Origin of the sequence: Enterobacter cloacae complex sp. IR5402 (assembly GCF_049238125.1) — a bacterium.
Classification (GTDB): domain Bacteria; phylum Pseudomonadota; class Gammaproteobacteria; order Enterobacterales; family Enterobacteriaceae; genus Enterobacter; species Enterobacter hormaechei_C.
Map to the genome: position 1 here is coordinate 79,680 of NZ_JBMKHO010000011.1, position 19,405 is coordinate 99,084.

A 19,405-nucleotide genomic window follows, 5' to 3' on the forward strand; every position below is an offset into this window, starting at 1 on the left:
ATTTGCCCAAATAACGCAAATATTTTCGATCGTGATTAAACCATGTACATCCCGCCGTTGACGTGGAGGGTTTCACCAGTGATGTAACCCGCTTCGTCAGAGGCTAAAAATGCAACCGCGCTGGCGATTTCTTTAGGGTCGCCAAGACGACCCGCTGGAACTGCCGCCAGCGTACCCGCACGCTGCTCATCAGTTAGCGCACGCGTCATGTCCGTTTCAATAAAGCCCGGAGCAACAACGTTTACAGTAATTCCGCGGGACGCGACTTCACGCGCCAGCGACTTACTGAAACCGATCAGACCTGCTTTCGCCGCAGCGTAGTTAGCCTGACCAGCATTTCCCATGGTACCAACCACAGAACCTACAGTGATAATACGACCATGACGCTTTTTCATCATAGCGCGCATTACCGCTTTTGACAGACGGAATACAGATGACAGGTTGGTTTCGATAATATCGTTCCACTCGTCGTCTTTCATTCGCATCAGCAGGTTGTCGCGAGTGATCCCGGCATTATTGACCAGAATATCCACTTCGCCAAACTCTGCGCGAATATTTTCCAGAACAGATTCGATAGATGCTGGTTCAGTCACATTCAGTACCAGACCTTTACCGTTCGCACCCAGATAGTCGCTGATGGCCTGTGCGCCATTCTCGCTGGTCGCAGTCCCGATCACCGTTGCGCCGCGCGCAACCAGTGTTTCAGCAATAGCGCGCCCAATACCGCGGCTTGCGCCGGTCACCAGGGCAATTTTTCCTTCAAAACTCATGGTATTCCTCTTTTATTGCGAGAGTGCCGCTTTCATGGCTTCCGGCTCGTTAATCGCCGAGGCAGTCAGGGTATCTACAATACGTTTTGTCAGACCGGTAAGTACTTTACCTGGACCGACTTCATACAGATGTTCCACGCCCTGAGACGCCATAAATTCAACAGTTTTAGTCCACTGAACCGGGCTGTAGAGCTGGCGAACCAGCGCGTTACGGATAGCCTCCGGCGCGGTTTCGCACTTCACATCGACGTTATTCACAACGGAAATCGTCGGTGCGTTAAAGGTCATTTTTTCCAGCTCAACCGCGAGCTTATCGGCTGCGGGCTTCATCAGCGCGCAGTGAGACGGCACGCTCACCGGCAGGGGCAGTGCACGTTTTGCGCCCGCAGCTTTACAGGCAGCGCCTGCACGCTCAACCGCTTCTTTATGACCCGCGATTACCACCTGGCCTGGCGAGTTAAAGTTTACCGGAGAAACGACCTGACCTTCAGCAGATTCTTCACAGGCTTTAGCGATAGAATCATCATCCAGACCAATGATGGCAGACATGCCGCCCGTGCCTTCTGGCACCGCTTCCTGCATGAATTTACCACGCAATTCAACCAGGCGTACCGCGTCAGCGAAGGCAATCACGCCAGCGCAGACCAGCGCAGAGTATTCACCGAGGCTATGACCCGCCATCAGCGTCGGCGCTTTGCCGTCCTGCTGCTGCCATACGCGCCACAATGCGACGGATGCCGCCAGCAGTGCCGGTTGAGTCTGCCAGGTTTTGTTCAGCTCTTCAGCAGGGCCCTGTTGGGTCAGCGCCCACAGATCATAACCCACCGCGTCAGAAGCTTCACGGAAAGTCTCTTCAATAACCGGATAGTTTGCTGCCATTTCAGACAACATCCCAACAGTTTGCGAGCCCTGTCCCGGGAACACAAAAGCAAATTGCGTCATTTTTTAATCCTTATCCTAGAAACGAACCAGCGCGGAACCCCAGGTGAACCCGCCACCAAAGGCTTCAAGCAAGACCAGTTGGCCCCGTTTAATTCGTCCATCGCGTACCGCTTCGTCAAATGCGCACGGTACCGATGCCGCAGAGGTGTTGCCGTGGCGATCGAGCGTCACCACAACGTTATCCATAGACATGCCCAACTTCTTCGCCGTCGCGCTGATAATACGCAGGTTAGCCTGATGCGGTACCAGCCAGTCGAGTGCGGCGCGGTCCAGATTGTTCGCTTCCAGCGTCTCATCAACGATGTGAGCCAGTTCAGTCACGGCCACTTTAAACACTTCGTTACCTGCCATTGTCAGGTAAATTGAACTGTCCGGATTAACGCGATCGGCGTTAGGCAGCGTTAACAGCTCGCCGTAGCGGCCATCGGCATGCAGGTGCGTGGAGATGATGCCCGGCTCTTCGGACTGCCCCAGCAGCACCGCGCCCGCGCCATCGCCAAAAATAATGATCGTGCCGCGATCGGTTGGATCGCAGGTACGCGCCAGCACGTCAGCGCCGATCACCAGCGCATATTTTACGGCGCCCGATTTTACATACTGATCGGCGATGCTCAGTGCATAGGTGAAACCCGCGCATGCTGCTGCAACATCAAATGCCGGGCAGCCTTTGATGCCGAGCATGTTCTGCACCTGGCACGCTGCGCTTGGGAAGGCATGCGTGGCAGAGGTGGTCGCCACCACAATAAGCCCGATCTGTTCTTTATCAATGCCAGCCATCTCAAGCGCTCGCTGAGCGGCTTCGTAGCCCATGGTGGACACAGTTTCGTCTGGCGCGGCGATACGACGTTCACGGATACCTGTGCGCGTGACAATCCACTCGTCAGACGTATCTACCATTTTTTCAAGATCGGCGTTGGTACGCACTTGTTTTGGCAGGTAGCTGCCGGTACCTAAAATCTTCGTATACATGTACGCTCAGTCACTTTTAGCTAATACAGATCCCAGGCGAGCGGCAATCCTCTGAGGGACTTGACGCTGCACCGCCTGCACTGCCTGTTCAATCGCGACGGTAAATGCTCGCTGATTGGCGGCGCCATGACTCTTAATCACGATGCCGCGCAATCCTAACAGACAGGCGCCATTATACTGGTCGGGGTTGAGGTGACTGAATCGCCGCGTCAGGCTTTTTTGTAACCAACGCTTTAATATAATCAGCCACCAGGACCTTTTTTTACCGTCTCCCTGCGATTTCAGCAGAGAAAGGAACATTCGTACGACCCCTTCCATGGTCTTCAACGTCACGTTTCCGGTGAAGCCATCACACACTAATACATCCGTTTTGCCCGTCAGCAACTCATTGGCTTCGAGATAACCAATATAGTTGATGGAGGGGACCTGTTTGAGTATTTCCGCAGCGTCGCGGATACTGTCCAGACCTTTGGTCTCTTCTTCACCAATATTCAATAACGCAACGCGGGGATTGTTAATCCCGAGCACGTCTTCTGCCAGCACCGACCCCATAACGGCAAACTGAGCCAGCATTGTACTATCACAATCCACGTTAGCGCCCAGATCCAGCACCACCGTTTTGCCCTTCTGCTGATGCGGTAACACCGTCACCAGCGCCGGACGCTCAATGCCCTCAATCGGCTTGAGCAATAATTTCGACAGCCCCATCAGCGCGCCAGTATTTCCCGCGCTGACGCAAGCCTGTGCTCGCCCTTCTTTCACCAGCTCCAGCGCCATTCGCATAGAGCTGCCGCGGCTATTACGAATAGCCTGCGATGGCCGGGCATCACTGGCAATAACTGACTGCGCAGGAATAATCTGCAGACGCGAACGTTGTTCAAAGTCAGCTTTTGCAAGTAATGGCGTGATTGTGTCGGGATTACCGACTAAAAGAAGTGTGAGTTGCGAATTAGAATTCAGTGCCTGCAATGCTGCAGGCACTGTCACGGTAGGGCCAAAATCTCCCCCCATGACATCTAACGCCAGGGTTAGACGTGTCAAGGTATCGTCGCAGCCTGGTTCGGTAAACTCCCCGTTTGCACGGGGAAGTTCCTCACTAAGCCTAATCACGCTGACGCGTGATTACTTAGTGATAACCTTGCGGCCGCGGTAGAAACCGTCAGCGGTGATGTGGTGACGCAGGTGTTTCTCACCAGAAGTCTTGTCTACAGACAGGCTGGTAACTGCGGTCAGCGCGTCATGGGAACGACGCATGCCACGTTTGGAACGGGTTGGTTTATTTTGTTGTACGGCCATGGACCTTACTCCTCAATTACTTACGCTTTAAGCTGGCTAATACGGCAAATGGGTTTGGTTTTTGCGCTTCATCAGGCAGTTCCCCAAAGACCATGTCCGCCTCGGACACTTCACAGTGTTCAGAATCATGCACCGGAACGACTGGCAGGGAGAGGATGACTTCATCTTCAACCAGCGCCAGAAGATCGATTTCACCGAATTCGTTAACCTCAATCGGCTCGTACGCTTCCGGGAGTGCTTCAGCCTGTTCGTCAGAACGAACCGGACTAAAACAATACGTTGTGTGAACATGCTGTACAAACGGTTTCCCGCAACGCTGACATTCGAGCGTTACCGTCACCTTTGCATCACCGGTTAACACGGCGAGACGCTGGTTGTCGATAGCGAACGACATGGAGCATTCTACATCACTGTCCACACTGACTACAGATTCGGCAATACGCTCAGCCTGATCGGAAGAATAGATTCCTTCGTAATCGAGGCGTTTTTGAGCCGTACGAACCGGATCAAGAGTCAGGGGTAATTTTACCTTTTGCATAGGGCGCGCATATTAACTTTGTAACGTCATAGAGTCAAAGAAAAAGGCAACCAGAGCTGCCTTTTGCCAATTATTCGCACACATTGCGGCCTGTAGTTTAAAATGGCTGGCATCGATACGCTATATCTGGTGATAAAAATATGCCAAATCTCGTCCTTGCTTCCACTTCACCTTATCGCCGAATGCTGCTGGAAAAGCTCGGGATCCCGTTTGAATGCGCTGCGCCGGAGGTGGATGAAACGCCACAGCCGGGCGAGTCACCGCGTCATCTGGTGACCCGTCTCGCGAAAGAGAAAGCACAGTCGCTGGCCGTACGTTACCCCGCTCATCTGATTATAGGCTCCGATCAGGTTTGTGTGCTGGACGGCGAAATCACCGGCAAACCGTATACGGAAGAAATCGCCTGCCAGCAGCTTTTGCGTGCGCGAGGCAGTATCGTGACCTTTTATACCGGCCTGGCGCTTTATAATTCGGCTTGCGGTCATCTGCAAACCGAGTGCGAGCCGTTTGATGTGCACTTCCGTCATCTTAGCGAACAGGAGATTATGGATTATGTGCGTCGGGAACGTCCGCTGAACTGTGCAGGGAGCTTTAAAAGTGAAGGACTAGGGATTGCGTTGTTCGACAAGCTCGATGGCCGCGATCCCAACACGCTGGTGGGGTTGCCGCTGATTGCGCTGTGCCAGATGTTAAGGCGAGAAGAGTGTAATCCGCTGACGATGTGACCGTTGCGGCCTGATGCCCCCACCCCGGCCCTCTCCCTGTGGGAGAGGGAGAAAAACATGTAGGCCGGGTAAGCGCAGCGCTACCCGGCACAAAATCAGCCGCGCAGAACTTTCAGACAGCGTTTGAGCTGCTCATCCAGCGGCGCTTCAATACGGATAACTTCACCGGTATTAGGATGGGTGAACTTCAGCGCTGCCGCATGCAGGAACAGACGCGATAGCCCCGTCCCCGCCAGCTGCTTATCAAATTCGCGATCGCCATAGCGGTCATCAAACGCAATCGGATGGCCCGCAAACTGGGTATGGACGCGAATCTGGTGAGTACGCCCCGTCACCGGGCTACAGCGCACAAGCGTGGCGAATTCGTAGCGCTCTTCAACTTTAAAGCGCGTCTCAGACGGTTTCCCTTCCTGATTAACACGAACAATGCGCTCGCCGCTTTGCAGAATATTTTTCAGCAGCGGCGCCTGCACCACTTTAACGTGGGACTGCCACTGGCCGCGCACCAGCGCCAGATAATCTTTCTGCATCCCTTTTTCGCGCAGCTGTTCATGCAGTGAACGCAGCGCAGAACGTTTTTTCGCCACCAGCAGCACGCCAGAGGTATCACGGTCAAGACGGTGAACCAGTTCGAGGAAACGCGCTTCCGGGCGCAGCGCGCGTAACCCTTCAATCACGCCGAAGCTCAGGCCGCTCCCCCCGTGTACCGCCGTTCCGGACGGTTTATTCAGCACCAGAATGTGGTCGTCCTCATAAAGGATAACGTCGCTCAGGGCCGCGACTTTTTGCAGCTTCGGAGAAACGACCTCTTCTTCACGCTCTGCAACACGTACCGGTGGAATGCGGACTTCATCGCCCGCCTCGAGCTTATACTCTGGCTTCACGCGTTTTTTGTTCACCCGCACCTCGCCCTTACGCAAGATGCGATAAATCATGCTTTTTGGCACACCCTTCAGCTGGGTGCGCAAAAAATTATCGATACGTTGCCCCGCCTCGTCGTCGGCGATGGCAACCATTTTTACGGCTGGAGTCTCTGTTTTCATGGTTGGCGATTCTAAATAGCGTCAGGCATTAGCGCCACTCATTTTTCTATGCTTATATTTACTTTTATCCGGACCGCTCCCCTTTCGCGCAATCGATTTGGTGGTTATTAAACCAATCACCCTGTTGAAGTGAAGAAACTGTGAGTAACCGGGTGATAATTGGTAAAAGTCATCTTGCTATAACCCGGCGAGCAGTGGAATAATGAATCCGTTTTCCGCGTTAAATCCGGGTTTTGTAAGGATGTCGACGGAATGACCAATTTTGTCTGACCGATCATCCACGCAGCAATGGCGTAAGACGTATTGATCTTTCAGGCAGTTAGCGGGCTGCGGGTTGCAGTACTTCCCGGTATAAGGATTGTTCTCTGGAGAGTTTTCCCAGGCAATTCCCCTGATAATTGCGCTGTGTTTCCGTATGAAACACAGGCAACCGACACTCTGCGCCTCTTAAGCGAGCGACAACCGTGAGGTTGGCGACGTGAATAGACACGAGGCCATCGGTTCATACCCCGGAAAGCGTCACCTTGCCCGCAGCTTTGTCGTCAATGTAAGAATAACGAGTAAGTTACGATGAAAAGAATGTTAATCAACGCAACTCAGCAAGAAGAGTTGCGTGTCGCCCTTGTGGATGGGCAGCGCCTGTACGATCTGGATATCGAAAGTCCTGGACACGAACAGAAAAAAGCGAACATTTACAAAGGCAAAATCACCCGCATTGAACCAAGCCTTGAAGCTGCATTTGTCGATTACGGTGCTGAGCGTCACGGTTTCCTTCCTCTCAAAGAAATCGCCCGCGAATATTTTCCTGCAAACTACAACTCCCATGGCCGTCCGAACATTAAAGATGTTCTGCGTGAAGGTCAGGAAGTTATCGTCCAGATCGATAAAGAAGAGCGTGGCAACAAAGGTGCCGCACTGACCACCTTTATCAGTCTGGCAGGAAGCTATCTGGTGTTGATGCCAAACAACCCGCGTGCGGGTGGCATCTCTCGCCGTATCGAAGGTGATGACCGTACAGAGCTGAAAGAAGCGCTGGCAAGTCTTGAGCTACCAGACGGCATGGGCCTTATCGTGCGCACCGCAGGCGTCGGCAAATCTGCCGAAGCATTGCAGTGGGACCTGAGCTTCCGTCTGAAGCACTGGGAAGCCATCAAGAAAGCGGCTGAAAGCCGTCCTGCTCCGTTCCTGATCCACCAGGAAAGCAACGTCATTGTGCGTGCCTTCCGTGATTATCTGCGTCAGGACATCGGTGAAATTCTGATTGATAACCCGAAAGTGCTTGAGCTGGCTCGCCAGCACATCGCCGCGCTGGGTCGCCCGGATTTCACCAGCAAAATTAAACTGTACACCGGTGAAATCCCGCTGTTCAGCCACTATCAGATTGAATCCCAGATCGAGTCTGCCTTCCAGCGTGAAGTGCGTCTGCCGTCCGGCGGTTCTATCGTTATCGATACCACCGAAGCGCTGACCGCTATCGACATCAACTCCGCGCGTGCAACCCGCGGCGGCGACATCGAAGAGACCGCCTTCAACACCAACCTAGAAGCCGCTGATGAAATCGCCCGCCAGCTCCGCCTGCGCGACCTGGGTGGTCTGATTGTTATCGACTTCATCGACATGACCCCGGTTCGCCACCAGCGTGCGGTTGAAAACCGTCTGCGTGAAGCGGTGCGCCAGGATCGCGCGCGTATCCAGATTAGCCATATCTCGCGCTTCGGCCTGCTGGAAATGTCCCGTCAGCGTCTGAGCCCGTCACTCGGCGAGTCCAGCCATCACGTCTGCCCGCGCTGTTCCGGGACAGGTACCGTGCGTGACAATGAATCGCTCTCCCTCTCTATTCTGCGTCTGATTGAAGAAGAAGCGCTGAAAGAGAACACCAAAGAGGTTCACGCCATTGTTCCGGTGCCGATTGCCTCCTACCTGCTGAACGAAAAACGTGCAGCGGTGAGCGCAATCGAAGCGCGACAGGGCGGCGTTCGCTGCATCATCGTGCCAAACGACGAGATGCAGACCCCGCACTATCACGTGCTGCGCGTGCGTAAAGGTGAAGAGACAAGCACCCTCAGCTACCTGCTACCGAAGCTGCATGAAGAAGAAATGGCGCTGCCATCGGATGAAGAGCCTGCCGAGCGTAAACTGCCTGAGCAGCCTGCATTAGCAACCTTCATCATGCCGGAAGCCCCGCCGGAAGCGACGCTGGAAAAACCAGCGGCAAAACCTGCCGTGCAAAAGGCGGCCCCTGCCGTGCCAAAAGCGCAGCCTGAGCAGCCGGGTCTCCTGAGCCGCATCTTCGGCGCGCTGAAAAAAATGTTCGCTGGCGAAGAAGTTCAGCCTGAGCAGCCGAAAGAAGCGCCAAAAGAAGCGAAACCAGAGCGTCAGCAGGACCGTCGTAAGCGTCAGAACAATCGTCGCGATCGTAATGACCGCAACGACCGTAGCGATCGTAACGAGCGCCGTGATAATCGTTCCGAGAACAACGAAGGTCGTGAACAACGCGAGGACAACCGTCGCAACCGTCGCGAGAAGCAACAGCAGAACGTTGAAGATCGTGAGATTCGCCAGCAGGCGGGCGATGAGTCCGAGAAGAGCAAACAGCGTGACGAGCAGCAACCTCGCCGCGAGCGTAACCGTCGTCGTAACGACGAGAAACGCCAGGCCCAGCAGGAAGTCAAAAACCTGAACCGCGAAGCGCCTGTTGAACAGCAGGACACGGAGCAGGAAGAGCGTACTCAGGTTATGCCGCGTCGTAAGCAGCGTCAGCTGACCCAGAAAGTGCGTGTGGGTGCTGTTCAGGCGGAAGAAAACGACGTTATCGCGGTTGAAGCAGCAGAAAGCACAACGGGTACACAGGTTGCGAAAGTTGACCTGCCAGCCGTAGTAGAAAATCAGGTTGAGCAGGACGAAAGCAGCGAAAACCGTGACAACGCAGGTATGCCGCGTCGCTCCCGTCGTTCTCCGCGTCATCTGCGCGTGAGCGGTCAGCGTCGTCGTCGTTACCGTGACGAGCGTTACCCAACTCAGTCGCCAATGCCATTGACCGTGGCGTGTGCGTCACCAGAGATGGCATCCGGTAAAGTCTGGATCCGTTATCCGGTTGCTCGCCCGGAGCAGGCTATTGAAGAACAGGCTGTGACCCAAGAGGTGATTGCACCGGTAGCAGCGGTGGAAGACGTCGTGACTGAAGCGGCAACCGTGGTTGAACCGCAGGTTGTTGACACGGCGGCACCGCAGGCTGTGGAAGTGGAAACGACTCATCCTGAAGTCATTGCTGCGCCGGTTGATGCCGCTCCGCAGATCATTGCCGAAGAAGATACCGTGGTGGCTGAAGAAGTCGCGGAAGACGCTGAGCCAGTCTCCGCAGCAGAAGAGACCGCAGACGTTGCCGTCGAAACGGTGACTGAAGAGGTTGTTCAGGACGTCGAGATTCAGGTTGAACCTGTTGTCGAAGAGGTCAAAGCGCCTGAAGTGAAATCAGAGCCGATTGAGGTCGTTGCAGCTGTAGCGCCTGCTCACGTTGCTACCGCGCCGATGACTCGCGCCCCGGCACCTGAGTATGTACCTGAAGCGCCACGCCATAGCGACTGGGTTCGTCCGGCATTCAACTTCGAAGGCAAAGGTGCTGCCGGTGGTCACAGTGCAACGCACATGGCTACTGCGCCAGCTACTCGTCCTCAGCCTGTTGAATAACGCACGCTAATACTGAAAGCCGACCTTCGGGTCGGCTTTTTTATGGCTGTTGCAGGGGCTTTCTCATTCCGGTAACCTCCGGCATTATCTGCCGCATCAGCTCCAGAAAACGCCGCAAGCGCGCCGGATAATAACGAGACCAGGGGTAAACCAGATGTACCGGTAGCGCTGCCGGCTGCCACTCTGGCAGTAGATGCACCAGTCGTCCTTCCTGAATATCATCCTGTACTGTCCAGCTGGATACCACCGCAACGCCTAGCCCGGTGAGTGCCGTATTGCGCGCCACATACAGGCTGTCGGTACTCAGGCGTGGCGTAATGGTAACCCGCGTCGGGGCAGATGATGCATCGTGGAAAAGCTCCACATGGCGTTGATAAAAAGAGCTGATGGCAATCCAGGGAAGCTGTTGCAAATCTTCCGGCGTTTTAACCGCGGGATAACGGGCCAGTAATTCCGGTGAAGCCACCACCGAGCGCGGCACTTCAGCCAGCAGCACGGACACGGTTGCCGGATCGACTTCCACACCCACCCGAATAGCACAGTCAAGGTTGTCGCCGAGGAAATCAACCGAGCGATCGTTGAGCATCCACTCAACAGAAAGCTGGGGATAGCGCTGCAAAAATTCGGTTAACGGTTTCAGAAGCTGATCCTGGCCAAACGCGTGCGGGGCGCGCACCCTCAGCACCCCAACCGGTTCATCTTCCGTCTGCCCTACCTCGTCTTCCAGTGCCAGCCAGCTGTCAATCACCCGTCGGGCATGCTGATAGCAGCGTTCGCCGTCATCGGTCAGCCGGGTCGTATGGGTTGTGCGCAGCATCAGGCGTACTCCCAGCATGGTCTCAAGCGACTGCAACCGTCGGCTCACCGTGGCCTGGGTTGTTGCCAGCTGACGTGCTGCCGCAGAAAGAGACCCCGCCTCCACAATGCGAACAAACGTTCGCATCAGTTCTACCCGATCTATACGCTCAGGCCTTTTCATATCATTTCCATCCATACGCTACACGTATAAGCGTTTTACCACCGCGCCCGCTACCGTCGCAAGGCGTACTGATAAAAAATAGCCGCACACGACGAATGAGGAACATCTTATGAACACAACTACCACCCGGGCTGTAAGCCGCTGGGTAATCTTAATGCTGGCGCTCGGTGCGGGCTTTAGCGTGGCATCCATCTATTATGCCCAGCCTCTGCTGCCGCTGATGGGCTCAGACCTGAACCTGAGCATCGAAGGCATGGGCATGGTCCCGACGCTTACCCAGGCGGGTTATGCCTTAGGTATCCTGTTTCTGCTGCCGCTCGGCGATCGTCATGATCGCAGAACGCTGATCCTGATAAAAAGTGCGGCTCTGGCGCTGTTCCTGCTGGGTTGTAGCCTGACCGGACAATTGCACTCCCTGCTGCTCACCAGCCTGCTGATTGGCATGGCCGCCACCATGGCGCAGGATATTGTCCCGGCCGCAGCGATCCTCGCACCGGAAGGCAAACAGGGAAAAACGGTCGGCACGGTGATGACCGGCCTGCTGCTGGGGATTTTGCTCTCCAGAACCGTGAGCGGCGTGGTGGGTGAAGCCTTTGGCTGGCGGGTGATGTATCAGCTGGCCGCCGCAAGTATTGCCTTTGTCGGCGTGGTCATGTGGGCCGTGCTTCCCCGCTTCGCCGTTCACTCCACGCTGAGCTACCCGGCGCTGATGCGCTCCATGGAACACCTCTGGCGCCGCTACCCGGCGCTGCGTCGGGCCGCGCTGGCCCAGGGGTTTCTGTCGATTGCCTTTAGCGCATTCTGGTCAACGCTGGCGGTCATGCTGCTGGAACGGTATCACCTTGGCAGCGCTGTGGCGGGTGGATTTGGTATTGCCGGAGCCGCTGGCGCGCTGGCCGCACCGCTGGCAGGTGGTCTGGCAGATAAGCTGGGCGCCGGTAAAGTCACCCAACTGGGTGCCGCGCTGGTGACCCTCTCGTTTGCCCTGATGTTCCTGATGCCGGCACTGGATATACACGGTCAGTTGATCCTGATTGCCCTCTCCGCGGTCGGTTTCGATCTCGGCTTGCAGTCCAGCCTCGTGGCCCACCAGAATCTGGTCTACAGCCTTGAGCCGCAGGCCCGCGGACGCCTGAACGCCCTGCTGTTTACCGTCATTTTCATCGGAATGGCGCTGGGTTCGGCATTAGGCAGCAATATCTACACGCTGGCAGGCTGGTCTGGCGTGGTGGCTCTGGCAACCCTGTGTGGTGCCATTGCGCTGGCTATCAGAGTGATTGAAAGCGCCCGGGTGCTGTCCGCACAGGCAGAAAGTGTTTAAAAAAAAATGCCCAACCCGGACGGGTTGGGCAGTCAAAACATGCCCAGTTTCAAGACATGTTAAACAGGTCAGAGTCTTATCTGTTCATCTGGAACAAAGACATACCCTGCATATCGCTAAAGGCTTTATACGAGGCCTGCAACGCCGCCTGCTGCATGGTGTAGGACGAAATCACCGAGTTCCAGTCCACGTCAACCAGGTTACTCATCTGCTGGGTCTGACCCAGCGCGCGGTCTTCACCCAGAGCGTCCAGCTTGCCCAGCTCATCCAGCTTGATGCCGAGGTCGGCGCGCACGGTCAGCACGTTGTTGAGGGAGTTGCTCAGGCCACGGGTGGCTTTATCAATAGCCGCCGTAAACGCCTCGGCTTTCGTTTCATCCTCCCCAATCGGCGTATTCAGCGCTTCAATTGCGGAGTCGAGGATCTTGAACAAATTCGTTTCCGGTTTACTACCATCTGGCTCTGGCTTCGCATTGCTGGTGAAGCTATCGAAAACTTCAGTGCCCGTATGGCTGATTTGCATCGTGCGCGCGGAGTCAACCTGCTGGCTGATTGGCGTTCCGCCGCCCTTATAATCACCCGTAGCCTGGTCGAAAGCCGCCGCTTCGGTCTTGTAACCGGAAAAAATATAGCGGCCGTTACCGTCCGTGCTGTTAGCCAGGTTCATGAGCTGATCGCGAATACCTTGCAGGTTCGTGGCCAGCGAAGCGCGGTCATCGTCACTTAACGTACCGTTGCCCGCATTGACAATCTTTTCCTGAGCAGCCTGGATAGCGGTTGTCACTTGCGATAACACGTTCTCTTCCAGCGAGACTTTCGTCGTAGCGAAGGAGCGCGCCAGCGCATACTGACTGTTTTGCGTTTGAGCCTGAGAGAGCACAACGGCCTGCGAGGCGGCAATCGGATCGTCAGATGGACGGTTGATGCGCTTCCCCGTAGACATCTGCTCGCCGTAGCTGAGCCAGAGACTTTGTGAGTTCGTCACGCCGCGCATGCTTTGCTCATACATCATTTGAGTACTAATACGCATTTTTTATGCCTCAGCCTTAGCGGATATTGATCAATGCATCAAACAGCGTGCTCGCCGTTTGCAGCACCTGCGCATTCGCCAGATAGTACTGCTGATAGCGTTGCAGGTTGCCATACTCTTCATCCAGGTTAACCCCGGAGATTGACTGCTGTTGTTTGGTCAGCTGCGTCACCACGTTAACTTTGGTTTCGCTGCTGGTTTTCAGCGACGCCGTGGTGCTGCCCACCGTACTGACCAGCGCGGCATAAGCATCGTTAAAGGTTTTGTTCCCCCCCACCAGCTTAGCGCTCTGCAAATCCAGCAGCTTCTGGCCATTGGTATTGTCACTTTCGCCGCTTCCTTGCGCGGAGGCCATCGCCAGTTTGGATTCGTCGCTGATCGCAACGTCCATATTCACAATGACGTCATTCACCGGTTTGACGATGAAACTGTCTTTATTATTGGCTGAGCCGCTAATCTTAACGTTAAGACCATCAAACGAAAGATTACCGCTGGCGTCAGGCTTGGCCGTGAAGCTGGTGTTGTCCGACAGACGCGTGATTGTCCAGTCAGTACCGTTATACTCAACTTTGTAATTTGTCGCCTGGACCTTGGTACTGTCCGTCATCGTTGCCGTAACGGACGCGCTTCCGGTGTTTTTGCCGTTACTCAGCACTGCCGGGGAGCCAAAATCAAACAGCTTGCCGCCTTTATCTCCGTTGGCGTCAAAGCCCGCCTGGTGCTGGGTATTCATGGCATCCGCAAACGCCAGCGCCATCTGGTTGAGGGTGTTTCGCGCCTGATCCAGATCCTGAGAACGGAACGTTAACAGCCCTCCAAGCGACCCCGTGGTGATCTGTTTTTCTGAGATCTCCACGTTGCCTGCTGCGGCATCCACATACGCAATCGTTGTACGCGCTGGGTCCGCACTGGATTTCACCGCCGCCAGCTGACTTGCGTTGCTGCCCTGTACCAGGGTGTAACCGTTGGCGATAGAGATGTTATACGTGCCGCTGTCCTGTACGGTAACGTCCACACCGACAATCTTGTTCAGTTCACTCACCAGCTGATCGCGCTGATCGAGCAGTTCGTTCGGGGATGCGCCCGCCCCTACGCCAGTCAGCCGGGAGATCTGATCGTTAAGGTTAGCAATCTGCTTCGCATAGTTATTGATCTGATCGACGCTGGTAGAAATCGCCGTATTGACCTGCGCATCCTGATCGCGGAGATATTGATCGTTGGTTTTAAACTGGTTTACCAGACCATCCGCCTTACCGAGCACCGTCTGGCGTGCAGCCGGATCTTCTGCGTTACTCACCAGCGTTTGCAGGCTTTTAAAGAAATCCTGGAGGTTGGCAGAAAGCGAGTTCGTGGTATCCGACAGCACGTCGTCAATTTTTGACATCTGCTGGTAGCGCGTGGTCAGCCCACTGCTCTGGTTCTGCGCCGCACGCAGCTGGTTGGTGATAAACGCATCATATTCACGCTGAACGCCGGAGACATAGACCCCGTTACCCACCCAGCCACCACCGGTCAGGGTGCTGTTTGATGCCCCCAGAATGGTGGTCTGGCGGGTATAACCTGCCACGTTGTAGCTTGAAATATTATTACTGACGGTATTGAGTGCCGACTGCGCAGCACTGAGGCCACTCATGGCGCTGTTAATCAAACTGGACATGGGGGTTCCTTTTATACGTTCAGACACGAGTCCTGATGAAGGTTATCGGCAACCTCCTCCGGGACTTGAGAACTTTCAGAACAGATTTTCGAGATCTGTGCTATACGCTTTACTGACCTTCTCAGACATGGATTTCAGCTGCTGGATCATGCTGGTCAGCTTGCGTGCATAGTTTGGATCGGTCGCGTAGCCGGCATTCTGCAATGCCTGAGCGCCCTGCTCTGGCGTGGCGGCCTGGGTCACCGCAGTGTAGCGCGGGTTCCGGCTCAGCAGCCCGACATAATCCGACAACGCTTCCAGATACGAGCTGTAGACGCGGAATTTGGCTTTCACCTTCACTGCCGCACCGTTTTCATATTCGGTGGTGGTGATTTCAGTGGTCGGCCCTTTCCAGCTGGAGGTGGCCTTCACGCCAAAGATGTTGAAGCTCGGCTCGCCGTTCTCCCTGCGGATCTGACGTTGCCCCCAGCCCGACTCCAGCGCCGCCTGCGCCAGAATCAGATGGTGCGGCACGCCGCTCTCTTCACTGGCAAGACGCGCCGGCAGGGAGAGCTGCGCCAGGAAGTCTTTGCTGTCGCCGGAGAGCGGCTCGTCACGCGTTTCTGCCGGCTTCGGCATCGCCTTACGCACCATCTGCGTTAGCGCCTGATTTTGATAACTGGTCACCTTTTCCAGATCAAACTTCAGCGGCACCTGCGGCGGAGCCTCTTCAGGCGGGAGTCCCTGAGCGGCTGCGGTCTGCTTCACGATCATGTCCGCCAGGCCGAGCCCCTTTCCGGCGGTCATTTGCTGGGCAATCTGCTGATCGTACATGCTGGTGTAAAGCCGCGTGGAATCACTGCTGAACATGCCATCTTTCGGCAGAGTTTCACGCATGCTTTTCAACATCATCTGCACGAACATGCCTTCCACCTGACGGGCAACCGGGCGGATATTCGCCGCCGGATCCTTGCCCGCTTTGGTTTTCAGCTCGTTGAGCGACTGGGCATCCCAGGCGGCACTGGTCAACAGTTTGCTATCGGTCAGCATTTAGATGATTTCCAGTTTAGCGCGCAGGCAGCCTGCACTTTGCATGGATTGCAGAATGGACATCAGATCCATTGGCGTTGCACCCAGCGCGTTCAGAGCACGCACCACGCTGTTCAGGTTGGCGCTGGAGCGCACGCTCTGCAACGAACCGCCGCTCTGTCGTAAATCAATCTGCGTTTGCGGGGTCACTACCGTCTGACCGCCACCAAACGGGGTATCCGGCTGGCTGACGTTGGCCGAGCGGTTAACCGTGACGGAGAGATTGCCCTGCGCCACGGCGCAGCTGTCCAGCGTCACTTCGCGGTTCATCACCACCGAGCCGGTTCGGGAGTTGATAATGACTTTCGCATCCTGAACCGGCACGTTCACTTCCATATTCTGGATATCGGCCAGCATTCGCACCTGGTTGCTGCTGCCGGTTGACGTGCGGATCTGCACGGTGCGGGCATCCAGCGCGGTGGCGCTGCCGTAGCCCCGGCTGCGGTTGATGGTGTCAGCGATCTGCTGCGCCATCGTAAAGTCTTCGTTATTCAGTTGCAGGTTAATGGTGTTGCCGGTGCCGAACTGGGTCGGCAGCTCACGTTCGATGATCGCGCCGTTGGTAATACGTCCCCCGTTCAGCTGGTTCACCTGCACGCTGCTGCCGCCCGCCGACGCACCTGCTCCGCCAACCAGAATGTTGCCCTGCGCCAGAGCATACACCTGGCTGTCGACGCCTTTCAGCGGCGTCATCAGCAACGTACCGCCACGCAGGCTTTTGGCATTACCCATCGACGAGACAACCACGTCGATGGTCTGCCCCTGACGCGCAAAGGCCGGATAAGACGCGGTCACCATCACGGCCGCCACGTTTTTCAGCTGCATGTTGGTCCCGGCCGGTACGGTAATACCGAGCTGCGAGAGCATGTTGTTCAGGCTCTGGGTGGTGAACGGCGTCTGGGTCGTCTGGTCACCCGTCCCATCCAGCCCCACCACCAGGCCATAGCCAATCAGGGAGTTTTCGCGCACGCCCTGCACGCTGGTGAGATCGCGTATGCGATCGGCCTGCGCAACGGTAGCGACCAACGACAGCGCCACGGCGAAGAGAAATTTATACATAGGTCACCTCGCTTACATCGGCGATAGATTAAGGAAGAAGCGTTGCAGCCAGCCCATATTTTGCGCTTCGTTGATGTAGCCGTTGCCGACGTACTCAATGCGCGCATCCGCCACCTGGGTGGACGGTACGGTGTTGGTGCCGCTGATAGTGCGAGGGTTAACCACACCGGAGAAACGAATGAATTCCGTACCCTGGTTAATGGCGATCTGTTTTTCGCCCACCACGTGCAGGTTGCCGTTCACCAGAACCTGGTCAACCGTTACCGTCAGCGTTCCGCTGAAGGTATTGCTGGCGTTCGCGCCACCTTTACCGTTAAAGGTGTTGCCGCCGGAGGCTTCCACATCCGCACGGGCGTTGCCGAACAGCCCTTGCAGATAGCGCGGTACGGTGTCGAAGCCAAAATTGGTTTTGCCGTCGCGGCTGGCGTTCGCCGACGAGCTCTTGCTCGCGCTGACGTTTTCCTGCAACACAATGGTCAGCGTATCGCCGACGTTACGCGGACGACGGTCTTCAAACAGCGGCTGATAACCGTAGTTAATCGGCTGCGCGGTCTGGAAAATAGAACCGTTCACCACCGGCGCGGGGCCGGGAACGGGTTGGGCGGTAGTCGCACCCTGTACCAATGGTTTAGACGGGATCCAGGCACACCCGCTGAGGGTGACGGCCAGAACAGTCAGGATCGGATAACGAAACGCCGCGTTTTTTTGCATTGCCTTCATCTTCGAAAACAGGGAGCCGGTGCGACGTTTACCGCACCGGGCTACACCTTAGAGTTGCGTCAGTTTTTGCAGCATCTGGTCGGTCGTCGACACTGCTTTACTGTTAATTTCATAGGCGCGCTGGACCTGGATCATATTCACCAGCTCTTCCGCCACGTTAACGTTCGAGGTTTCCACATACCCCTGATACAGCAGCCCCGCCCCGTTCAGGCCCGGGGTACTTTCATTTGGCGTGCCGGAAGACTGCGTTTCGGTGTAGAGGTTCTCACCGATGCTTTCCAGTCCGGTATCGTTCATGAAGGTCGTCAGATTGAGCTGTCCAACCTGGACCGGCGCGGCCTGACCTTGCTGAGTGACGCTGACGATACCGTCACGACCAATGGTGATACTCAGCGCGTTCGCCGGGATGGTGATCGCAGGCTGAACCTGGAAGCCGCCCGCTGTCACCAGCTGACCATTCTGATCCACCTGGAACGAACCATCGCGGGTATAGGCGGAGGTCCCGTCAGGCAGCTGCACCTGGAAGAAACCCTGACCTTTGATGGCAACGTCTTTACTGTTGTTGGTCTGGGACAGGTTGCCCTGGCTGTGCAGACGCTCGGTGGCAACCGGGCGCACGCCGGTACCAATTTGCAGACCGGACGGCAGCGTGGTTTGCTCAGAAGACTGCGCCCCTGGCTGACGAATCGTTTGATAAAGCAAATCTTCGAAAACCGCACGCTGGCGCTTGAAACCATTGGTGCTGACGTTTGCCAGGTTGTTGGCAATCACATCCATATTGGTTTGCTGTGCGTCCAGACCGGTTTTCGCGATCCATAAAGAACTGATCATAGGGATTCCTGTTAACTCATAGCCAGAAGTTGGTTAGCCTTGCCTGCGTTTTCAACGACGCTGCTGATAATTTTCATCTGCATTTCGAAGCGGCGGGCGCTGGCGATCATGTCGGTCATGGCTTCTACCGGTTTGACGTTACTGCCTTCCAGCACGCCGGACATCACGCGGATGGTCGGGTCGGCCTGTAACGTGGCGCCACGCGTGGCCTGCGCCGCCTGGGTCAGACGGAACATCCCGTCATCGCCACGCTGCACTTCGTTGCCTTCCGCTTTCACCAGCTTCAGACGACCGACAGGCGCAACGGTGTTAGCCGGGTCGCCCGGGTTTAACGCCGAAATCGTCCCGTCTGCCGCAATGGTCAGCTCTGACCCTTCCGGCACCGTCAACGGACCGGCTTCGCCCATCACCGGATGCCCCTGAATCGTCAGCTGCCCGGTGGCGCTCACCTGGATATTACCGTTGCGGGTATACCCTTCCCCGCCGTCAGCCGTTTGCACCGCCAGCCAGCCGTCCTGCTGAAGGGCAACGTCCAGCGGACGCGCGGTGTAATCCATCTGGCCTGGCGTCATGTCGGCGCCCGGCGTGGAAGCGGTGACCAGCGTACGCGTGGGCAATGACAGCCCTTCTACCGGCACCGCACGCAGCGCGTTGAGCTGCGCACGAAAACCTGGCGTGGAGGCGTTCGCCAGGTTGCTGGCGGTAACAGCCTGCTGGTTGAGCGTCTGGCTTGCTGCGCCCATCGCTGTATATATTGCGTGATCCATTGC

18 protein-coding genes are annotated in these 19,405 nt (G+C 56.0%); 3 read left to right on the forward strand and 15 right to left on the reverse strand.

The annotated features are described in order from the left end of the window. Positions 1-35 precede the first annotated feature (35 nt). The 6 genes from fabG to yceD all read right to left on the reverse strand — a co-directional run bounded on the left by fabG (position 36) and on the right by yceD (position 4,515). The gene (fabG, locus tag ACOTXL_RS17510; RefSeq protein WP_003857956.1) at positions 36-770 is read right to left on the reverse strand and encodes a 3-oxoacyl-ACP reductase FabG; all 735 of its coding nucleotides are present in this window, start codon (positions 768-770) and stop codon (positions 36-38) included. Positions 771-782: 12 nt separating this feature from the next. Beyond that, positions 783-1,712, reverse strand: coding sequence for an ACP S-malonyltransferase (gene fabD, locus ACOTXL_RS17515; RefSeq protein ID WP_045350110.1), 930 nt, complete (start codon positions 1,710-1,712; stop codon positions 783-785). A 15-nt stretch (positions 1,713-1,727) separates the two neighbouring features. Beyond that, a complete protein-coding gene (locus ACOTXL_RS17520) occupies positions 1,728-2,681 on the reverse strand; it encodes a beta-ketoacyl-ACP synthase III (RefSeq protein WP_003857960.1) in 954 nt (317 codons plus the stop codon). Between the two features lie 6 nt (positions 2,682-2,687). Continuing rightward, positions 2,688-3,722 carry a phosphate acyltransferase PlsX gene (gene plsX / locus ACOTXL_RS17525; RefSeq protein WP_003857962.1) on the reverse strand — a complete coding sequence of 345 codons (1,035 nt, stop codon included), beginning with the start codon at positions 3,720-3,722 and terminating at the stop codon, positions 2,688-2,690. A gap of 81 nt (positions 3,723-3,803) precedes the next feature. Next, positions 3,804-3,977, reverse strand: coding sequence for a 50S ribosomal protein L32 (gene rpmF, locus ACOTXL_RS17530; RefSeq protein ID WP_003857964.1), 174 nt, complete (start codon positions 3,975-3,977; stop codon positions 3,804-3,806). A 16-nt stretch (positions 3,978-3,993) separates the two neighbouring features. Next, positions 3,994-4,515 (reverse strand): 23S rRNA accumulation protein YceD, encoded by a 522-nt coding sequence (yceD, locus tag ACOTXL_RS17535; protein ID WP_003857966.1) that lies wholly within the window; start codon positions 4,513-4,515, stop codon positions 3,994-3,996. Positions 4,516-4,655: 140 nt separating this feature from the next. Between yceD and ACOTXL_RS17540 the strand changes: the two genes are divergently transcribed. Then, positions 4,656-5,240 (forward strand): Maf family protein, encoded by a 585-nt coding sequence (locus ACOTXL_RS17540; protein ID WP_045350111.1) that lies wholly within the window; start codon positions 4,656-4,658, stop codon positions 5,238-5,240. A 95-nt stretch (positions 5,241-5,335) separates the two neighbouring features. On the opposite strand, the gene rluC is transcribed toward ACOTXL_RS17540, so the two are convergent. Continuing rightward, the gene (gene rluC / locus ACOTXL_RS17545; RefSeq protein WP_003857970.1) at positions 5,336-6,283 is read right to left on the reverse strand and encodes a 23S rRNA pseudouridine(955/2504/2580) synthase RluC; all 948 of its coding nucleotides are present in this window, start codon (positions 6,281-6,283) and stop codon (positions 5,336-5,338) included. A gap of 570 nt (positions 6,284-6,853) precedes the next feature. On the opposite strand from rluC, the gene rne reads away from it, so the two are divergent. Further along, entirely contained in the window at positions 6,854-9,970 is a 3,117-nt protein-coding gene (gene rne, locus ACOTXL_RS17550; protein ID WP_045350113.1) for a ribonuclease E, read from the forward strand. A 40-nt stretch (positions 9,971-10,010) separates the two neighbouring features. Here the strand turns inward: rne and ACOTXL_RS17555 are convergent, their stop codons facing one another. After that, positions 10,011-10,949, reverse strand: a complete 939-nt coding sequence (locus tag ACOTXL_RS17555; protein ID WP_086598422.1) for a LysR family transcriptional regulator — start codon at positions 10,947-10,949, stop codon at positions 10,011-10,013. Between the two features lie 109 nt (positions 10,950-11,058). Here ACOTXL_RS17555 and ACOTXL_RS17560 point away from each other — a divergent pair, with 109 nt between their 5' ends. Next, on the forward strand, positions 11,059-12,270 hold the full coding sequence (locus ACOTXL_RS17560; RefSeq protein ID WP_045330545.1) for an MFS transporter: 1,212 nt from the start codon (positions 11,059-11,061) through the stop codon (positions 12,268-12,270). 76 nt (positions 12,271-12,346) lie between these two features. Here the strand turns inward: ACOTXL_RS17560 and flgL are convergent, their stop codons facing one another. The 7 genes from flgL to ACOTXL_RS17595 all read right to left on the reverse strand — a co-directional run bounded on the left by flgL (position 12,347) and on the right by ACOTXL_RS17595 (position 19,402). Continuing rightward, positions 12,347-13,300 (reverse strand): flagellar hook-associated protein FlgL, encoded by a 954-nt coding sequence (gene flgL / locus ACOTXL_RS17565; RefSeq protein WP_045350115.1) that lies wholly within the window; start codon positions 13,298-13,300, stop codon positions 12,347-12,349. Positions 13,301-13,316: 16 nt separating this feature from the next. Continuing rightward, positions 13,317-14,957 carry a flagellar hook-associated protein FlgK gene (flgK, locus tag ACOTXL_RS17570; RefSeq protein WP_003857979.1) on the reverse strand — a complete coding sequence of 547 codons (1,641 nt, stop codon included), beginning with the start codon at positions 14,955-14,957 and terminating at the stop codon, positions 13,317-13,319. 75 nt (positions 14,958-15,032) lie between these two features. After that, a complete protein-coding gene (gene flgJ / locus ACOTXL_RS17575; RefSeq protein WP_017384732.1) occupies positions 15,033-15,986 on the reverse strand; it encodes a flagellar assembly peptidoglycan hydrolase FlgJ in 954 nt (317 codons plus the stop codon). Next, a complete protein-coding gene (locus ACOTXL_RS17580; protein WP_003857984.1) occupies positions 15,987-17,084 on the reverse strand; it encodes a flagellar basal body P-ring protein FlgI in 1,098 nt (365 codons plus the stop codon). 12 nt (positions 17,085-17,096) lie between these two features. Further along, entirely contained in the window at positions 17,097-17,795 is a 699-nt protein-coding gene (flgH, locus tag ACOTXL_RS17585) for a flagellar basal body L-ring protein FlgH (protein WP_003857987.1), read from the reverse strand. Positions 17,796-17,852: 57 nt separating this feature from the next. After that, entirely contained in the window at positions 17,853-18,635 is a 783-nt protein-coding gene (gene flgG, locus ACOTXL_RS17590; RefSeq protein ID WP_000625853.1) for a flagellar basal-body rod protein FlgG, read from the reverse strand. A gap of 11 nt (positions 18,636-18,646) precedes the next feature. Further along, positions 18,647-19,402 carry a flagellar basal body rod protein FlgF gene (locus ACOTXL_RS17595; RefSeq protein ID WP_045350117.1) on the reverse strand — a complete coding sequence of 252 codons (756 nt, stop codon included), beginning with the start codon at positions 19,400-19,402 and terminating at the stop codon, positions 18,647-18,649. Between the last annotated feature and the right edge of the window lie 3 nt (positions 19,403-19,405).

Excerpts from the sequence above, each read along its gene's own strand:
- rne (WP_045350113.1), top strand. The coding sequence starts at position 6,854 with ATGAAAAGAATGTTAATCAACGCAACTCAGCAAGAAGAGTTGCGTGTC.
- rluC (WP_003857970.1), bottom strand. The coding sequence starts at position 6,283 with ATGAAAACAGAGACTCCAGCCGTAAAAATGGTTGCCATCGCCGACGAC.
- flgK (WP_003857979.1), bottom strand. The coding sequence starts at position 14,957 with ATGTCCAGTTTGATTAACAGCGCCATGAGTGGCCTCAGTGCTGCGCAG.
- ACOTXL_RS17520 (WP_003857960.1), bottom strand. The coding sequence starts at position 2,681 with ATGTATACGAAGATTTTAGGTACCGGCAGCTACCTGCCAAAACAAGTG.
- ACOTXL_RS17555 (WP_086598422.1), bottom strand. The coding sequence starts at position 10,949 with ATGAAAAGGCCTGAGCGTATAGATCGGGTAGAACTGATGCGAACGTTT.
- flgL (WP_045350115.1), bottom strand. The coding sequence starts at position 13,300 with ATGCGTATTAGTACTCAAATGATGTATGAGCAAAGCATGCGCGGCGTG.
- rpmF (WP_003857964.1), bottom strand. The coding sequence starts at position 3,977 with ATGGCCGTACAACAAAATAAACCAACCCGTTCCAAACGTGGCATGCGT.
- ACOTXL_RS17595 (WP_045350117.1), bottom strand. The coding sequence starts at position 19,402 with ATGGATCACGCAATATATACAGCGATGGGCGCAGCAAGCCAGACGCTC.
- yceD (WP_003857966.1), bottom strand. The coding sequence starts at position 4,515 with ATGCAAAAGGTAAAATTACCCCTGACTCTTGATCCGGTTCGTACGGCT.
- ACOTXL_RS17580 (WP_003857984.1), bottom strand. The coding sequence starts at position 17,084 with ATGTATAAATTTCTCTTCGCCGTGGCGCTGTCGTTGGTCGCTACCGTT.
- fabG (WP_003857956.1), bottom strand. The coding sequence starts at position 770 with ATGAGTTTTGAAGGAAAAATTGCCCTGGTGACCGGCGCAAGCCGCGGT.
- flgJ (WP_017384732.1), bottom strand. The coding sequence starts at position 15,986 with ATGCTGACCGATAGCAAACTGTTGACCAGTGCCGCCTGGGATGCCCAG.
- fabD (WP_045350110.1), bottom strand. The coding sequence starts at position 1,712 with ATGACGCAATTTGCTTTTGTGTTCCCGGGACAGGGCTCGCAAACTGTT.
- flgG (WP_000625853.1), bottom strand. The coding sequence starts at position 18,635 with ATGATCAGTTCTTTATGGATCGCGAAAACCGGTCTGGACGCACAGCAA.
- ACOTXL_RS17540 (WP_045350111.1), top strand. The coding sequence starts at position 4,656 with ATGCCAAATCTCGTCCTTGCTTCCACTTCACCTTATCGCCGAATGCTG.
- ACOTXL_RS17560 (WP_045330545.1), top strand. The coding sequence starts at position 11,059 with ATGAACACAACTACCACCCGGGCTGTAAGCCGCTGGGTAATCTTAATG.
- flgH (WP_003857987.1), bottom strand. The coding sequence starts at position 17,795 with ATGCAAAAAAACGCGGCGTTTCGTTATCCGATCCTGACTGTTCTGGCC.